Below are 18,476 nucleotides of genomic sequence, written 5' to 3' on the forward strand. Positions count from 1 at the left end.
TGTGGTTTTAACAACGTCCTAAGATAGGGAAAATAATAAATTACTTTTATGAAATTTTTGCTAAAGTTTTTTTATTTCTTAAAAACTTATTCTAACTTTAGTTCGATTTTGAAAGGAATATAGCATTCAAGATCTAGGTTATGATACGACTGTCGGCAGGGTGTTCTTCGCAACAATTATCTGACAGTATAGACATTCAATATAATTTATATTAAATTAGAAACTTCAACTAAACTAACTAATCCATAATGAAAGAAAAAAACACTTCAAGACGTGATTTTATCAAAAAGTCATTGATTGGTGCTGCAGCTTTTACGATTGTTCCAAGACATGTCTTGGGCGGGCAAGGCTTTTTGGCGCCAAGTGACCATTTAACCAAAGGGGTGATTGGTGTAGGCTCTATGGGACGTGGTCATTTTGGCTATGCTGGAACTAAAACCGTTGCCATCTGTGATGTGGATACCCGACACTTAGCGCTTGCTCAAAAAGCCCTGGGTGGTGGCGTGAAAGAACATCACGATTTCCGTGAGTTGATTCAAAACCCAGAAGTCGATATTGTGCATATCGCGACACCTCCACACTGGCATGGACTTATGGCTGTTGAAGCAGCCCGTTCAGGTAAGGATATTTGGTGTGAGAAACCGATGACCCGAACTATTGGAGAGGGTAAGAAAGTGAAAGAAGCAGTTGCTCAGCATGGCAATATCTTCCGCTTGAATACGTGGTTTCGTTTCGATGCAAACTTCTACGGTTTGAATGTACCTGTGAAGAAGGTGAAAAAATTAGTCGATACAGGTATGTTAGGTTGGCCGTTAAAAGTTACCATCAGTAAGCATACGGGTTTTGACTGGAAATTCTATTGGGTTGGTAAAGAAAATTTACCTACAGAGCAAGTGCCTAAAGAGTTGGATTACGATATGTGGTTAGGTCCGGCGCAATATAAACCGTATAGCACACACCGTGTTCACACGACTTTTAGAGGATATTGGGATTATGATGGTGGTGGTTTAGGGGATATGGGACAACATTATTTGGATCCCGTTCAGTATTTCTTAGGTAAGGATGAAGAGAGTCCGATCAAGATTGAGGTCGATGCACCACAGCAGCATTCCGATGCGGTTGGCACCTGGCGTAAAATTACATATACGTATGCCGATGGTTGTCAGATTATTCTTGATGGAGCAGGAACCGAAGAAGGTCAAGCGTATATTGAAGGGCCAAAAGGTAAACTGTATAAAGGCTTTGTTTGTGATATCCCAGACATGGAACGCAAATTAGCGCAGTATCCAGATCCAGCACCACAGATGACTGATTTTGTGGAGGCCTGTAGAACGCGTCAAAAGTTTGCGCTTAATGAGCAGAATGGTTACTATTCAGCAACCTTAGTCAACTTAGGATTGGCGGCTCTTCGTTTGAACCGAACGTTGCATTTTGATTCGCAAAAGCAAGAGTTTGTGAACGATGAAGGAGCAAACCGCTTGATTAATCAACCGATGCGTGGACCTTGGACTATTTAACCGACCTACCTGAACGAAATGAAAAAAGTATTTAATACCTTATCAGCCTTATTGATAATACAGGTTGCGGCGTATGCCCAACAACCTGCAAACAGAACATCGGCAACAAAGATTGCGGACGTTTTGGCCCAACAACCGGCCGAAGAACAGACGAAATTCTTATCGGCCATGCGGGAGTTGGAAAATTTTACAGCCGACGATATTACCAATCTTTTGCTTGGATTGAAGCCGCAAGGTGGAAATAATGCGGGCATCGAGTATGCTGCAAATTCGTATTCTTTTTACGTGATGCAACCGGGAATGGATGCGAAACGTACCGTATTTTCTCAAGGATTAGTAAAAGCGCTAAATAACCTTACCGATAAAGATAATAAAGGCTTTGTTTTGGCGCTTATGAAACAAGCGTCTAAGAACGAGGCGATAGAAGCTATCGTTCCTTACCTACAGGATGAGTATCTGGTTGATAAAGCGGCTCTTGCGCTAAATGGTATTCGTACCGAGCAATCGGCGGCGGCTTTGTCAAAGGCGTTGGCAGGTTCTACTTCAGAAAAAACCACAACAGCTATTGTTGCGGCCTTAGGGGACTTAAAATCGAAGTCCGATGAGGAAGCAATTATTGCGACATTGGCTAAGTACACATCTGAAAACTACCAGCGTAATGCCTATACGGCTTTAAGTAAGATTGCAGGTGCAAAATCGGCCCCTGTGTTGTTGGCAAAGTTGAAGTCGGTTAATTACCAATTCGATAAAACGAATATTGGTGGGTTAACGCTGGACTATGCGAACAACCTAGTTGGCAATGGTCAACAGGCTCTTGCAGTTTCGGTCGCAAATACCATATCTGCGGAAGCGGAGAAAGCAGGATCGGCTACGTTACAAGCGGGCGCTTTGCAGTTGTTGACGAAGATAAACCCGAATGCGACACGTAAGCAGCTGATGAAGGCGGCAACAAGTAGTAATGCATTGTACAGAACGACAGCCTTAGAATTGTTGGGTAAATATGGTACAGCGGCAGATACTAAAAAACTTATTGCTTTAATAGGTTCTTCTGCACCGGATGTACAAGAAGGGATTTTGAACTTTATTGCACAGAAAGGTGTTGCGGGCGATATTTCTGGTATTGAAAAGGGGCTAGGGAAGATTAAAGGTACGCAGGCAAAAATTGCTGCCTTGAATACGTTGTCAAGTCTCTCACAAGGTACAAACGCTAAAAGTTTGATTAAGCAAATTGCGGGTGCTGATGAGTTAACGGCAAAGGCGATTGAATCGTTGTTGTTGTCTTCGAAGGGAGCAAACACCGTAGAGGAGATCAATCAAGCTTTACCAGGTGCTGATGCAAAAACGCAATTGACTTTGTTAAATGTCTTAGCAAAACGTACAAATGCTAATTCGGCAAAAGCAGTTTTACCTTTGTTGAGCGCGACCGATAATACGATTAAAACGGCAGCATTAAAAGCATTGCCGAATGTTGTGAACGTAGATGACTTTGAAGCTATTGCTGCGTTGGTACCTAATGCCCCAGAAGCGGATGCTAAATATTTACAGAGCGCAATGGTTATTGCATTGAATGCGAGTGCTGATAAAGATGCTAAAATCAAGCGCTTGGCGGCTAATATCTCTCGTTCGGCAGCGCCTAGCGTAGGTAAATATTTTCCTGTGTTTGCTGGTGTAGGTGGTGCGGAATCACTAACGGCGGTGAAGAATTACCTGAATAACGAAGGTCTTAAGAATCAGGCTATTTCTGCTTTGTCAAATTGGTCGAATCCAGAGGTGTTGTCTACCTTGATCGCGTTGTCCAGAACAGAAAAAGATCCGCAAAATTTTGATACGATCTTCAAAGGGTTGATCAGCAAGATCAATGCAAGTAACGATACGCCAACGCAAAAAACATTGTTGTTGAAAGATGCATTTCATCTGGCACAAAATGTAAACCAAAAGCGTAGTGCTTTGGGGAGCTTGCAAGCGACAGGTACGTACCAAGCGATGATATTTGCGGCACAATTTTTAGATGACGCAGAGCTTAAAGGTGCCGCCACAAATACGGCGATGAATATTGCGATGGATGATAAGTCTTTCGTTGGGCCTGATGTGCGCAATATCTTGGAGCGTGCAAATGCGAATCTTTCGGGAAGTGAAAGCTCGTATTTAAGGGAAGCTATTGTCCGCCATTTAGCAGAAATGCCACAAGGAGCGGGTTATGTTTCGATTTTCAACGGTAAGGATCTTACGGGATGGAAAGGCTTGGTGGAAAATCCAATCAAGCGGGCGAAGATGACAGCAAAAGAGCTGGCAGACAAGCAAGCTATTGCGGATCAAAAGATGCGCGAAAACTGGCGTGCTAGCAATGGTGAACTTGTATTTAGCGGACACGGTGATAATATAGCGACAGTAAAGCAATACGGTGATTTTGAGATGTTGGTAGACTGGAAGTTAGATCCAAATGGTAAAGAGCCTGATGCCGGCGTTTATTTACGAGGAACACCTCAAGTTCAAATGTGGGATATCTCTCGTACGAATGTAGGTGCTCAGGTTGGTTCTGGTGGTTTATACAATAACCAGAAAAATCCAAAAGATCCATTGAAAGTAGCTGATAATGCTTTGGGCGAATGGAATACCTTGAAAATCCGTATGGTGGGTGAGAAGGTATGGGTATGGTTGAACGGTGAGTTGGTTGTCGATAATGTGACTTTGGAGAATTACTGGGATCGAAATCAGTCGATCTTCCCGGTGGAGCAGATTGAGCTTCAGGCGCATGGTTCGCAGGTATGGTACCGTGATATCTTTATCAAAGAATTGGCCAGAAAAGAGGTTTATACATTAAGCGATGCGGAACGTAATGAAGGTTTCGAAATGTTGTTTGATGGTACCAACCTTGATAAATGGACGGAAACTCCTGCTTATGAACTAACGCCGGAGGGGTATGTTCGGGCTAATCCAAACGCTAAATTCGGCAAGAATTTATACACGAAGAAGGAGTATGCAGACTTTGTGTACCGCTTTGAGTTTAAGCTCACGCCGGGCGCAAACAATGGTGTCGGTATTCGTACACCGTTGGAAGGGGATGCCGCCTATGTTGGTACAGAAATCCAGATTTTGGATAATGATGCTGATATCTACAAAAACCTGAAAGAGTATCAATACCACGGTTCTGCATACGGTATTTTACCTGCAAAACGTATCGGTATGAAGCCTATCGGCGAATGGAATACAGAGGAAATTCGTGTGCAAGGTGATAAGATTAAGGTGACGCTAAACGGTGTTGTTATTTTGGACGGTGATTTCTCGCAAGCCAAAAAGAATGGCACTTTAGATAATAAGCAACACCCTGGATTGGCAAATAAGTCGGGACACATTGGCTTCTTGGGTCATGGTTCTGAAGTGTTTTTCCGAAATATCCGCGTGAAAAGCTTATAAGCTAGATAAAAAAAAGCTCTCGAGATCCTCGAGAGCTTTTTTTTAGTTCATGGTTTGTGGTTTTTTGTTCATAGGACATAGTCTACTATCTACCAACTACCAACTACCAACCACCAACCACCAAACTACAATCTACCAACTACTAAAACTTAGCCCCTAAAGTCAGCACGACGTTCGTACGTTGATGCTTGATGTCAGCCACTGGGTTTTTAGTATTCCAGAATGTTTCATCGACTTCGTAGGGTGTTACTTTATAGTCGTTTACTAAATGTACAACCGCTAAGTCTAGGTATAGAGACTGCGTAATTTTAGCCCCTAAGCCTAAGCTACCGCTGTATTGTTTGTTATCTGCTCCTTTATAGGGGTTACCGAAATAATTGAAACCAGCACGTCCACTTAGGGCATTGGTAAATAAGACCTCACCACCGACACGTACATTTACTGCTGATTGGTAAGCTGCTTTCATATCGGCGTCCCATTCTCTTTCGCGAGAAGGATTAGCGCCACCAATAGTTCTCAGTTTCATGGTACTGTAGTCTACATACTCTATATCGGCAGACAGTAAACCACGGCTGAAGAATTTCGAAAGACCCACGCTGAATTTCCATGGAGTAATCAAATTATATGAATCTTCGGTTGGATCAGAAAGTACTTCTTTCGTGCTAAATGCCGAAGATGCAGTTTCATTGTCGTAATAATCTACTTTAATATAGCTATCTGTATAATCATCTATCGTATACCAAGTAGGTGAGGAGATGGTTGCTCCGATATTCCAATCGACCGCAGGTTTATAGATCGCGCCGATTTTGAAATCAACCCCTGAACCTTCTGTGCGTTGGTAATAATCATCCAACAATTCATAGTTTGCCTCAACGAAATCAAATAGGGGACTCGTTGGGTCTGCAATTTCTGAATTTGGGTTGTTTGCTAGGATTTGCGCTCTGTTTTTGGTCCATCCACCTTCTGAAAATTGGGAGGAGTGATCGTAGCGGAATGATGTGAATCCCAAATTGGCACCAATGTAAAATACATTATTGTAGTTTGCGCCAAAAGCTAAAGCCGTTCTCGAGTTGTAACCTTTATCTAAGACATCCGCAATTTGTGTTTTATTTGCGCGGTCTCCAACAACAGGGAAATAACCTTTGGTCGGGTCGCTATGTTCTTCGATTAAGATCGACTTATACATCTGATCGATCCAATTTGTATTGGTGCTTGTGCTTGCCATATCGCTATAGCGGTTTACCAACGAGTTATCCGGGTTTGTTCCTTCATAACGTACATTATTGGTAAACGTATTCGTGTTCTCGTAGCTAATACCTACGTTGAAATTTTGCCATCCATGGTATCCCTCATTCGTTGGGAAGTGAAAAACTACCCCGGCATGGTCGATCCCAAAGCGCCCTTTATTTTTGGATGTATTTTGTCCAAAATAGGTACCCTTGTTGTTTGCATTATTGTAGTTTACGGAAACCGAAATATCAGACTGCTTAAAAAAGCCTAATCCTGCCGGGTTGCCTGTTACGGAGCTAATATCTCCACCAAGAGCCGTCTTTGCATTTCCTAAACCTTTGAAACGCGCTGTTCCGCCATTGTTTTCTTGGCCGAAGATAATGGCATCACCCACAAACTGCGCCTGCGCAGAATACATTAGACCGGATACCAATAAAGACGTAAAAAGTATATTTTTTAACTTCATAATATGTTGTGAAATGTAATAGGAGATATAGAATAGCCAATATCCGTAGATATTGGCTATTTAAGGTATATTTTCTTAACGAGTTCTACCGCCACCCGATCTAGAGCTGCCAGAAGAGCTGCTTGATCCAGAGCTTCTTGACGCACCGCCACCGCTAGACATCGAGCTGCCAGAGCTACGTGATGGTGTGTACGATGATCCAGAACTTCTTGTTGAAGAAGGCTGACTAGAGCGGGTTTCTGATCCCGAGCTTCTTGTTGTGCTACGCGATGGAGCGGTTGATGTAGGGCGTGTTGTTTGTCTACTTGTTCCCACACCGCTACCTTCTCTTGTCGAACCACCTACACGTGAACCAGAGGTTTGTCTTGTTCCTACAGGTGTTCTTGAACCATCTCTCGATATTGTTCCGGATTCTCTCGTGCGGCTGCCTGTTGTTGAGCGATCACCTACACGTGTACCTGATCCATTTCTTGACACGGTTCCTTCTCTTGTTCCGACACGGCTACCGGTAACGATTCTACCATTTGCATCACGGCTAACACCGGTACGGCTTGATGTTCCTGTGCGTGTTGTTGTGCCAACTCTAGAGTTATAACGATCTCTTGAGCCCGAGCGAACAGAAGAGTTTGCCGGTCTTATACTGTAGCGGTTACCACCGTAATAGTTTCCGTAATAGTTGTTATATCCATAATATGGATGTCCCCAAGAGTTGTAGCCCCAGCCGCCCCAGCCTCCGCCGTAGCCCCAGCCAAAACCACCACCGTATCCCCAGCCATTATAGTATGGAGAACCCCAGCCCCAACGGCCGCCCATTCCCCAGCCCATGCCGATTGACCAACCAGAGTTCCATCCCCAGTTGTTCCATCCAAAGCCAAGTCCGAAACCGGAATAGCCATACCAAGGGTCAAACCATGGGTCATAGTAACCCATACCTGGTGTAGCATAGTGGAATCTGTTGATACGATTGGCATACTCCAAATCGGTATCATATTCATATCCTTCTATGTAATCCTCATCGGCGTACTCGTCGGCATAATACTCATTTTGTGAATACTGCTCTGGTTGTCCGTTTGTATAATAATAATCCGGACTCTGGTAATCTTGAGGAGTTTTGGATTGATTATTATAAACGTCGTCTTTGTAAGCAACCTGCTTACTTGTTGAACACGATGACAGGGCAAAAACCGCTGCTAGTGTCAAACTTCCGAATAATAATCTATTTGTTTTCATCATTTCCAATACAGTTAAACTTCGATAATGTAAGTCTTTATTACTATCTTAGACCCGTATTTTCTGAAGTGGTTTAATGCTATCTCAAAAATATATATAAAACTTTAGTTGAGGCTAAAGTTTTTCTGATTAAGACGATAATATTACAGATTGTTACAGTAAAAAATAAGGTAAATAATGGGAAAAGGAATCACAAGTCGTAGTGAAGATTATTCACAATGGTACAATGACCTCGTAATTAAGGCTGATTTAGCGGAGTATTCTGCTGTAAGAGGATGTATGGTCATTAAACCCTATGGCTATGCTATTTGGGAGCGCATGCAAGCGATCCTTGATAAAGAGTTTAAAGAGACAGGACATAGCAACGCGTACTTCCCCTTATTTATCCCCAAATCTTTTTTCTCGAAAGAAGCTTCACATGTTGAAGGTTTTGCGACCGAGTGTGCCGTAGTTACCCATTACCGATTGAAGAATGATGGTAACGGTAACATCGTTGTTGATGAAGAAGCCAAGTTAGAGGAAGAGTTGATTGTTCGTCCGACTTCGGAGACTATTATATGGAATACATACCGCGGTTGGATCGAATCCTACCGGGATCTTCCAATCTTGGTGAACCAGTGGGCGAATGTGGTGCGTTGGGAGATGCGTACACGTTTATTTTTGCGTACCGCTGAGTTTTTGTGGCAAGAAGGACATACCGCACACGCGACGGAACAGGAGGCGATCGAGGAAGCAGAAAAAATGCAAGGCGTGTATGCTGATTTCGCTGAAAAAGTAATGGGCGTACCTGTTGTGCGTGGACGGAAGACAGAGAATGAGCGCTTCGCAGGAGCGGTAGATACTTATACGATTGAAGCATTGATGCAAGATGGTAAAGCACTACAAGCAGGAACTTCTCATTTCCTGGGACAAAATTTTGCCAAGGCTTTTGATGTGAAGTTCACATCCAAGGAAGGAAAGCAGGAATATGTGTGGGCGACATCATGGGGTGTATCGACACGTTTGATGGGCGCTTTGGTAATGGCACATTCGGACGATCAAGGTTTGGTGATTCCACCAAAGTTGGCACCGATCCAGGTTGTTATTGTACCTATTTATAGAACCGAGGAAGAAAAGGCAGCGGTAGATGGTTTTGTAGATAGCCTGCGAGCCGAATTAAAAGCAAAAGGTATTTCTGTAAAATACGATGATCGTGATACGCAGCGCCCGGGCTTTAAGTTTGCAGAATGGGAGCTTAAAGGGGTGCCATTGCGCGTAACAGTAGGGGCGCGTGATTTACAGAATGGAACCGTAGAGCTGGCACGTCGTGATATCCAATCGAAAGAGACGGTGTCACAAGAAGGATTGGCTGTTCGTATTGAGAATTTGCTGGACGTTATTCAAGAGAATATTTATCAGAAAGCATTAGACTATCGCGATGCGCATATTACCGAAGTGAATTCGTATGATGAGTTTAAAGAAGTGCTTGAAGGTAAAGGTGGTTTCATTTCATGCCACTGGGACGGAACGGTAGAAACAGAGAAGCGGGTGAAAGAAGAGACCAAAGCAACAATTCGTTGTATTCCTTTGGATGCAAAAGAAGAGGCTGGTGTATGTATTTTCACGGGTAAGCCTTCCACGAAGAGAGTTTTATTTGCGAAAGCATATTAGTAGGGTAGTTGGTAGCTCGTGGTTTGTAGCCGGAGCAAAGTATTGATTACAAAGTAAATGTTGGTCGAGCCGCAAGATGTTGTGGCTCGACCAACTACTATCTACCAACTACTATCTACCAACTACCAACTACTATCTACGAACTACTATCTAGACACTATTAAAAAATGACATTCCTTATATTAGGTTGCGGTTGGGTAGGAGAGGCGTTTGCTCACGCGGTGAAAGCCTGTGGTCATACGGTTATCTTGACGACTACAAATCCGGCTAAGCAGGAGCGATTTATTGCAGCAGGTTTTACGGTCTTGTGTGTGGATTTTGACACGAGCATCGACATCTCAGTTTTTCCGGAACAGGTCGACTATATATTAAATAGCATCCCAGCGACCAAGCAACTGGGGCAGGAAGTTCTATCGCATCGTCTTAACCAGGTCGTTCGCGTCCTGGAAAAAGTAACCTATAAACAACAGATTTTCTTGAGCTCTGTGGGCGTGTACCCCGATGAAACCGGCCTGTATACAGAGGAATCCGCAGTGGATGAAACAAGCAATCTCTGTTATGCAGAACAACGGATGCAGGTCTGTCCGCGTACCATTGTGTATCGATTGGGGGGACTTTTTGGGCAGGAACGTATTTTTGCTAAATATTTTCAAAACCGTGTTTGTGTTACGGGTGGACAGCCGGCCAATTTCGTGCACCAGGAAGATGTCGTAGCCCTCTTGCAGCTTGGTTTTCAGGCACAACTCCAATATTCGGTCTATAATATCACCGCGCCCGAACACCCGCTGAAAAAAGAGGTGATTCTGAAGTCGGCACGACGGTACGGTTTTTCGTTACCCTCGTCTTTTACTGATGAAGCGAGTTTTCAGAAAGTTGTGTCAGGTGAACGTATTATTTCTGAATTGAAATATACGTTTATATATAAGTCACCGTTAGATTTTTAATATATTTGATTTTTATACATTGTTTTATGGCCTATAAATTTGCAACTAAAGCTATTCATGCCGGACAGGAGGCTGATCCGACAACAGGAGCGGTAATGACTCCAATATATCAAACCTCGACTTATAAACAAGCTTCTCCAGGAGAACATAAAGGATATGAGTATTCACGCGGTACAAACCCAACGCGTAAAGCATTGGAGGACTGTTTGGCTGCTTTAGAAAATGGTCGTTTCGGACTAGCTTTTTCTAGCGGCATGGCAGCAACAGACACGGTATTACGCGTATTGAAACCGGGGGATGAAGTGGTGACAGGAGATGATCTTTATGGTGGCTCGTACCGTATCTTCACAAAGGTATACGAACCGTATGGTATTACGTTTAAGTTTGTCAACACGTCTGATGTATCGGTAGTCGAAGAAGCCATAACGGAGAAGACGAAACTTATATGGGTGGAGACACCTACAAACCCAACACTGAAGCTGGCTGATATTGAAGCGATAGGCAAGGTGGCTAAGGCGCATAAGGTGCTTTATGTGGTGGACAATACTTTTGCTTCACCGTATTTACAAAACCCATTGGATCTAGGAGCAGATATCGTGATGCATTCAGCAACCAAGTACTTGAATGGACACTCTGATGTCGTGATGGGTGCTTTGGTGCTTAACGACGAAGAGTTGTACAAGCAGTTGTGGTTTTATTATAATGCAGTGGGGGGCACACCAGGTCCACAGGATGCATTCTTGGCTTTACGCGGTATTAAGACTTTGCATGTGCGCATGAGAGCACATTGCGAAAACGGCCGTCGGGTTGCTGAATTTCTGAAAGATCATCCTAAGGTCGAAACGATATACTGGCCAGGTTTCACCGATCACCCCGGACATGAAATTGCGAAGAAGCAAATGCGTGATTTTGGGGGTATGATATCCATTGTACTGAAAGACGCCGATCTACAAGAGACATTTCGTATAGCATCACGCTTTAAGGTGTTTACGCTAGCAGAGTCTTTGGGAGGTGTAGAGTCATTGGTTAACCATCCCGCAACGATGACACATGGTTCTATTCCAAAAGAAGCACGTGAAAAAGTAGGAGTCGTGGATAATCTATTGCGTTTGTCTGTGGGGATCGAAGATGCAGACGATCTAATTGCTGATTTACAACAGGTATTGGGTTAAGTGTTTAAGATCAGTTCAATTAAATGAATCCTACAATAAAGTTTAATAACGTTAATACCGTATTTTCAAAAGCGTTAAAGGAAAAAGCAAATGCCTATTTTAAAAGTACATTAAAAGATAAAACCGGCGATAAGCGGATTTTTACCAAAGCGGCAATCCTGCTGACGGTGTTTTTTCTGATTTACGGAATTCTGGTTTTTGTGCAACCACACTGGATCATCAGTGTCCTTTTGTGCGTTGTTTTTGGAATTAATTTCGCTGCTATTGGTTTTAATATCATGCACGATGCAGGGCACAATTCTTTTTCAAGCAATAAAAAACTGAATACGGTCCTTTCTTATAGCCTTAACCTTTTGGGAGGAAATATATATTTCTGGAAGTTAAAGCATAACATTGCGCACCATACCTATACCAATATCGAGGGAGAGGATCATGATATCAAGGTGAAGTTTATGCGTTTGCACAGTGATCAAAAGGCGAAAAAGTATCATCGTTTTCAGAAGTACTATTTTCCATTGCTGTATAGTATCTCGTATCTGACATGGATATACTACCAGGATTACGAAAAGTATTTTAAACAGGTTGCAGGTATTGAAACGTTTCATTTTCCATTAAAAGAGAAGGTTATTTTTTGGATGACGAAAGTTATACATCATTCCATATTTATTATTTTTCCGGTAATTTATGTTGGGTGGCTACCTACGTTGATTGGATTGTTGATCTCGGGGGTCGTGTGCGGTTTATTTTTAGCTGTGATTTTTCAGTTGGCTCATGTTGTAGAAGAAACAGAGTTTAAGGTGGTCGATACGGATCGCGTTGAAAATGAATGGATGATCCACCAGCTGAAGTCAACAGCCAACTTCTCAACAGAGAATAAAGTGTTAACTTGGTTATTAGGTGGTTTGAATTTTCAAATTGAACATCATCTTTTCCCTAAAATCAGTCATGTGCATTATCCTGCACTAAACAAAATTGTTAGGCAGACCTGTCAAGAATTCAATATAAACTATATTGAATTTAAGAGCTTTAGATCTGCTTTTTTATCACATGTGCAGGTTATTCATGCCATGTCAAAGTAAAGATGAAGGGAGTTTGCCACAGCAAGCTCCCTTCATCTTTTAGTTGCACTTGTTTTTAAATATTTTTTTTAACTTTGCACCATCAATTCAAGCTATGAGTGACGCTATAAAACATGAGTGCGGCATTGCACTTATTCGACTTCTAAAACCCCTATCTTATTATCAGGAAAAGTATGGCACGCCCTACTATGGAATCAACAAGTTGTATCTTCTTATGGAGAAGCAACATAACCGAGGCCAAGATGGTGCTGGTATTGCAACGATTAAGTTCGATGTGAAGCCTGGAAACCGCTATATTTCACGATACCGAGCGATGGGCTCTTCTGCGGTGGCAGATATTTTTGAATATGTGCAGAAGAAGTTTGCTGCAGTAGGGAAGGCTTATCCCGCAGAATCTAAAGATACGCAGTGGTTGAAAGATCATGTTAGCTTTACAGGAGAGGTGTTGTTAGGGCATTTGCGCTATGGTACCCATGGAAAGAATAGCATTGAAAGCTGTCACCCATTTTTACGCCAGAACAACTGGATGAGCCGTAACTTGGTTGTTGCAGGGAATTTTAATATGACGAACGTTGACGAGTTGTTGCAACAACTGTATGAACTAGGTCAGCACCCGAAAGAGCAAGCCGATACCGTTACGGTTTTAGAAAAAATTGGGCACTTCTTGGATGATGAAAATCAAGAGTTGTTTGACAAGTTTAAAAAGGAAAATTACTCCAATGTTGAGATCAGTGCACTGATTGCAAAAAACATTGACGTAACGAAGATATTAACGCGTTCTGCTAAAACGTGGGACGGTGGTTATACCATTGCTGGTATATTTGGTCATGGGGATGCTTTTGTTATGCGTGACCCTGCAGGAATCCGTCCGGCATTCTATTACCAGGATGATGAAGTTCTTGTGGTAGCATCGGAGCGTCCGGTTATTCAAACTGCATTTAACATTCCTTTGCAGGCGGTTAAGGAAATTAAACCGGGGCATGCGCTTATTGCGAAGAAAGATGGTACGGTAACGGAGGAAATGTTCCGTCAGCCAGTCGAGCAGAAATCATGTTCTTTTGAACGTATCTATTTCTCTAGAGGTTCAGACGCTGATATTTATAAAGAACGTAAAGAGTTAGGCCGATTGTTGTGCCCTCAGGTATTGAAGTCGGTTAACAGCGATATTAAAAATACCGTATTCTCGTTTATTCCAAATACCGCCGAAGTTTCTTATTACGGGATGATGGAAGGGATTAATAGTTATGTGCGGAACTTCCAGAAAGAAGCGTTATTAAATCGTTCCGATAAGATATCGGATGAGGAGTTAGAGGATGTAATCAGTATCACACCACGTTTTGAAAAGCTGAATGTAAAGGATGCAAAGCTGCGTACCTTTATTACCCAGGATGCTGATCGTACAGATATGGTGCAACATGTTTACGATACGACGTATGGTATTGTGCGTAATCATGAAGATACTATTGTTGCTATTGACGACTCTATTGTTCGTGGAACAACATTGAAACAGAGTATTTTAACAATCTTGGATCGATTGCATCCGAAAAAGATTGTTATTGTTTCTTCCGCACCGCAGATTCGTTACCCAGATTGTTATGGTATCGATATGTCACGGATGGGAGAGTTTGTTGCTTTTGAGGCTGCGATCAACTTGTTAAAACGTAATGGTTTAGCGCACATCATTGACGAGGTATACCAGAAGTGTGTAGTCGCTATGACACAACCGATCGAGGAGATCGAAAATTACGTCAAAGCTATTTACGAGCCATTCACAGATGAAGAGATTTCGGAAGAGATTGCGAATATCGTTCGTCCGCATAACTTGGAGGCAGAATTTGAAGTGATTTACCAAACTTTGGATAACTTGCATAAAGCTTGTCCTAACCATAAAGGAGATTGGTATTTCTCTGGAGATTATCCAACTCCTGGTGGAAATAGAGTCGTGAACAAAGCATTTATGAACTGGGTAGAAGGAAAGAACGTTAGAGCATACTTTAGTTCATAAAAAAACAAAGAAACTATTTTGGTTTTATTGATCAAAATAGATATCTTTGCAGCTCATTAAAATATTAACAATTTTATTTTATAACAATGTACGCAATAGTAAATATAGCAGGACAGCAATTCAAGGTTGCTAAAGACCAGTTTCTTTTTGTGCACCGTTTGCAAGGAGACGAAGGCGCTAGTATTGAATTTGACAATGTATTGTTAGCCGAGGACGGTGGTAAATTTTCTGTAGGTACGCCAAGTATCGCAGGTGCTAAAGTTTCAGCTAAGATTTTGTCTCATTTGAAAGGTGATAAAGTGATCGTTTTCAAGAAAAAACGCCGTAAAGGTTACAAAAAGAAAAACGGACACCGTCAACAGTTCACGAAAATCCAGATCACTGGTATCAGTTTATAATTGAATTTTTAATCTGACTTTTTAAGTCATAAATTAAGATAAAGAAATGGCACACAAAAAAGGTGCGGGTAGTTCCAAGAACGGCCGTGAGTCACATAGTAAGAGATTAGGTATCAAGATTTTCGGTGGTCAGCAAGCTATTGCTGGAAACATCATCGTTCGTCAGCGTGGTACCGTGCACAACCCAGATGCAAACGTAGGTGTTGGTAAAGACCACACATTATATGCATTGGTTGATGGTACTGTAGTTTTCCGTAAGAAAGCTAACAACAAATCTTATGTATCTGTAGTTCCTGCTGAGCAGAACTAATTTTACGTAGGTTTTCCATAACATAAAAAAGACCGTTGAACAATCAACGGTCTTTTTTATGTTATAGGGTTAAGAAGTTATGATGGTGTTTACTTCTTTACTTTTGACTTACCCTTTTACTTCTTTACTCCTTACTTTTCCTTTAAAGTAAATTAAAAGACCCGTAAGAAATACCGGTAGGGTACTATAAAGGCATATTTTTCCCAAATCAGTATAGCCGGGTTGGGCTATTTGATTGAATTGTGACAACCAGGTAAAGTACAATACAATGCCTGCTGCCATGACTATTTTTCCAATTGTGCTCATTTTTAGGGTTATACGTGTTACGTAAATATAAAGATATTTTTAAGAAAATACAGTCAATCGAAAAAAAGATATAAAAAAAAGCGTTCTGCCTTAGACAGAACGCTTTTTTTTATAGGGGTAGAAATGTTAGATAATTAACATCGCATCTCCGTATGAGTAGAATCTGTACTTTTCTTTTACAGCCACTTCGTATGCATTCATGGTGTTTTCGTATCCAGCGAAAGCCGCAATCATGACCAATAAGGTTGATTCTGGCGTATGGAAGTTGGTGATCATTGAATTCGCGATACTGAAATCGTATGGCGGATAGATAAACTTACTTGTCCAGTCGCTCGAAGCTTTTAAATGTCTGTCTGCGGATACTGCTGATTCAATAGCACGCATAGAGGTTGTACCTACGGCACAAACACGACGTTTGCTGTCAATACCTTTGTTAACGATTTTTGCTGCTTCATCGGTAATGATAAACTGTTCAGAGTCCATCTTGTGTTTCGTCAAGTCTTCCACTTCAACGGTACGGAAAGTACCCAATCCAACGTGTAAAGTTACCTCTGCGAAGTTGATTCCTTTTAACTCTAAACGCTTCATTAACTCGCGAGAGAAGTGAAGACCTGCCGTAGGTGCAGCAACAGCTCCTTCGTTCTTAGCGTAGATTGTTTGGTAACGGAATTTATCTTCAGGTGTAGCCTTACGTTTGATGTATTTAGGAAGAGGTGTTTCGCCTAAGATTTCAATGTTACGACGGAATTCTTCGTCTGTACCATCGAATAAAAAGCGAATAGTACGTCCGCGTGATGTTGTATTGTCTACCACCTCAGCGACCAATAAATCGTCGTCACCAAAATATAACTTATTACCTACGCGGATTTTACGTGCCGGATCAACAAGAACATCCCAAAGACGCAATTCTTTGTTTAATTCTCTTAATAGGAACACCTCAATTGTAGCACCGGTTTTCTCTTTGTTACCATACATACGTGCAGGGAAAACTTTGGTGTTGTTCAAAATCATGACATCTTGATCATCAAAGTAATCAAGTACGTCCTTGAATATTTTATGTTCTATTTTTCCTGAATCGCGGTGCAAAACCATTAGGCGTGCCTCATCACGTTGCTCCGAAGGTTCTGATGCTAACAAAGACTCAGGTAAGTTGAATTTAAACTGTGATAATTTCATCTCTTATTATATCGATATGTTTAATGTATTGAAACCTTAACAATCAGCCTGATTAAAGGTTTCAAAAAGGCTTACAAAGATACGAAAATAAAACATAAAAGTCGTATTTTCACTGGATTATTAGTGTGTTTGCGGAATTCGATGCCTTGTCTACACCTTTACCTTGATGGATGCCGAAGGTTCGTTTTTTTTACGTCTGAAAAGACGTGGAAATGTTTTGTAAATAAACAGTAATTTAATTATGTTTATACGAAATATGCTATTAGTCTTTCGATTATTAAAGGAGAGTTTTTTATTTGCGTTGTCTGCGTTGAAGGATAATCGTACGCGTACCTTGTTGTCACTATTAGGTGTTACGATTGGTATTATGACGATTATCGGTGTTTTTTCTGCCGTGGACACCCTTCGTAATAATTTGGAAGAATCGGTACGTAAAATTGGTAGCCGCACGCTATACGTAGAGAAATGGCCCTGGGATGGAGGACCTGACTTCCCCTGGTGGAAATATGTAAATAGACCGGAACCTAAGTATAAAGATTACGAATCTGTTAGAGATCGTATGACCACGGCAAGTGATGTCGCGTACTCCATTTACATTGGAGGGAGTACCATAAAGTATCAAAATAACTCGGCCTCGAATGTCAGTATTGCTGCGGGAACACATAATATCTATGATGTTCGGAAACTGGATATTGTAGAAGGGCGTTATTTTACAGAGCAGGAGTCGCGTGCTGGTACCAGTGTTACGGTGCTTGGGGCCACGGTGGCGGAAGGGCTTTTTCCACATGGAAGCGCTATTGGCCGCTATGTGACGGCGAGAGGACGGAAGCTTCAAGTGGTAGGCGTGCTTAAGAAGGAGGGCTCAGGCATGTTGATTAATGTGTCTAATGACGACGCCATGTATATTCCCTTTGCGTTGGGACGTAATATTGTAAACTATGAAAACTATTCACCCAGTATTGCAATCGAGGTGAAGCCTCAATTCAGCCTGGAAGAAGCAGAAAGTGAGTTGATCGGTATTATGCGATCTACGCATCGGTTGGCGCCACAGCGCGAAGATGATTTTTCGGTTAATAAAACCACGCTTATTACTGCACAGTTGGATCAAATGTTCGTGATTATTAATCTAGCGGGTTTTTGTATTGGTGTGTTCTCTATTTTGGTGGGGGGATTTGGAATCGCTAATATTATGTTTGTGAGTGTAAAAGAACGAACAAATTTAATAGGTATCCAGAAGGCACTTGGGGCGAAGAATTTCTTTATACTATCCCAATTCCTGATTGAAAGTATCTTGCTTTGCTTAATTGGTGGTGCAATAGGGTTGGGCTTCGTCTATGGCTTAGCTGCACTCGCCAAGCTTTTATTTGACTTTACGGTTGTCGTTAGCTTGAAGATGGTTGTGATTACCTCCTTGCTATCGACTATTATTGGACTTATCGCTGGAATCGTACCTGCGATCAATGCTGCGAAGTTAGACCCTGTCGAAGCGATTCGAAGTAAGTAGTTTGTAGGGAGTAGTTGGTGGCAGGTAGATTGTCGTTTGTGATGTATACTTGATCCTTCGTATTAAAATACTATA

General features: G+C 41.9%; 13 protein-coding genes. 10 read left to right on the top strand and 3 right to left on the bottom strand.

The window, feature by feature from the left end; all coding sequences use genetic code 11:
- Nucleotides 1–248: 248 nt before the first annotated feature.
- Nucleotides 249–1,517: a Gfo/Idh/MocA family oxidoreductase gene (locus B9Y69_RS01765; protein ID WP_085471285.1), complete on the top strand. Its 1,269-nt coding sequence runs from the start codon at nucleotides 249–251 to the stop codon at nucleotides 1,515–1,517.
- Between the two features lie 18 nt (nucleotides 1,518–1,535).
- Nucleotides 1,536–4,931: a DUF1080 domain-containing protein gene (locus B9Y69_RS01770; protein WP_085471286.1), complete on the top strand. Its 3,396-nt coding sequence runs from the start codon at nucleotides 1,536–1,538 to the stop codon at nucleotides 4,929–4,931.
- Nucleotides 4,932–5,073: 142 nt separating this feature from the next.
- Here the strand turns inward: B9Y69_RS01770 and B9Y69_RS01775 are convergent, their stop codons facing one another.
- Nucleotides 5,074–6,627 (bottom strand): OmpP1/FadL family transporter, encoded by a 1,554-nt coding sequence (locus B9Y69_RS01775; RefSeq protein ID WP_144036480.1) that lies wholly within the window; start codon nucleotides 6,625–6,627, stop codon nucleotides 5,074–5,076.
- Between the two features lie 75 nt (nucleotides 6,628–6,702).
- Nucleotides 6,703–7,860 (bottom strand): hypothetical protein, encoded by a 1,158-nt coding sequence (locus tag B9Y69_RS01780; RefSeq protein WP_234991049.1) that lies wholly within the window; start codon nucleotides 7,858–7,860, stop codon nucleotides 6,703–6,705.
- Between the two features lie 174 nt (nucleotides 7,861–8,034).
- Between B9Y69_RS01780 and proS the strand changes: the two genes are divergently transcribed.
- The 7 genes from proS (at nucleotide 8,035) to rpmA (ending at nucleotide 15,415) form a co-directional block, all read left to right on the top strand.
- Nucleotides 8,035–9,507, top strand: coding sequence for a proline--tRNA ligase (gene proS, locus B9Y69_RS01785; RefSeq protein WP_085471289.1), 1,473 nt, complete (start codon nucleotides 8,035–8,037; stop codon nucleotides 9,505–9,507).
- Nucleotides 9,508–9,674: 167 nt separating this feature from the next.
- Complete coding sequence (locus tag B9Y69_RS01790) at nucleotides 9,675–10,451, top strand: NAD-dependent epimerase/dehydratase family protein (RefSeq protein WP_085471290.1); 777 nt, start codon at nucleotides 9,675–9,677, stop codon at nucleotides 10,449–10,451.
- A 26-nt stretch (nucleotides 10,452–10,477) separates the two neighbouring features.
- Nucleotides 10,478–11,623, top strand: coding sequence for a cystathionine gamma-synthase (locus B9Y69_RS01795; protein ID WP_085471291.1), 1,146 nt, complete (start codon nucleotides 10,478–10,480; stop codon nucleotides 11,621–11,623).
- Between the two features lie 23 nt (nucleotides 11,624–11,646).
- Nucleotides 11,647–12,702: a fatty acid desaturase family protein gene (locus B9Y69_RS01800; RefSeq protein ID WP_085471292.1), complete on the top strand. Its 1,056-nt coding sequence runs from the start codon at nucleotides 11,647–11,649 to the stop codon at nucleotides 12,700–12,702.
- 94 nt (nucleotides 12,703–12,796) lie between these two features.
- The gene (locus tag B9Y69_RS01805; RefSeq protein ID WP_085471293.1) at nucleotides 12,797–14,707 is read left to right on the top strand and encodes an amidophosphoribosyltransferase; all 1,911 of its coding nucleotides are present in this window, start codon (nucleotides 12,797–12,799) and stop codon (nucleotides 14,705–14,707) included.
- Nucleotides 14,708–14,793: 86 nt separating this feature from the next.
- On the top strand, nucleotides 14,794–15,105 hold the full coding sequence (gene rplU, locus B9Y69_RS01810) for a 50S ribosomal protein L21 (protein WP_085471294.1): 312 nt from the start codon (nucleotides 14,794–14,796) through the stop codon (nucleotides 15,103–15,105).
- Between the two features lie 46 nt (nucleotides 15,106–15,151).
- Nucleotides 15,152–15,415, top strand: a complete 264-nt coding sequence (gene rpmA, locus B9Y69_RS01815; protein WP_085471295.1) for a 50S ribosomal protein L27 — start codon at nucleotides 15,152–15,154, stop codon at nucleotides 15,413–15,415.
- A gap of 432 nt (nucleotides 15,416–15,847) precedes the next feature.
- Here the strand turns inward: rpmA and queA are convergent, their stop codons facing one another.
- A complete protein-coding gene (queA, locus tag B9Y69_RS01825) occupies nucleotides 15,848–16,897 on the bottom strand; it encodes a tRNA preQ1(34) S-adenosylmethionine ribosyltransferase-isomerase QueA (protein ID WP_085471297.1) in 1,050 nt (349 codons plus the stop codon).
- Nucleotides 16,898–17,153: 256 nt separating this feature from the next.
- Here queA and B9Y69_RS01830 point away from each other — a divergent pair, with 256 nt between their 5' ends.
- Nucleotides 17,154–18,401, top strand: coding sequence for an ABC transporter permease (locus B9Y69_RS01830; protein WP_085471963.1), 1,248 nt, complete (start codon nucleotides 17,154–17,156; stop codon nucleotides 18,399–18,401).
- The last annotated feature ends 75 nt before the right edge of the window (nucleotides 18,402–18,476 follow it).

Origin of the sequence: Sphingobacterium psychroaquaticum, assembly GCF_900177625.1 — a bacterium.
GTDB lineage: Bacteria > Bacteroidota > Bacteroidia > Sphingobacteriales > Sphingobacteriaceae > Sphingobacterium > Sphingobacterium psychroaquaticum.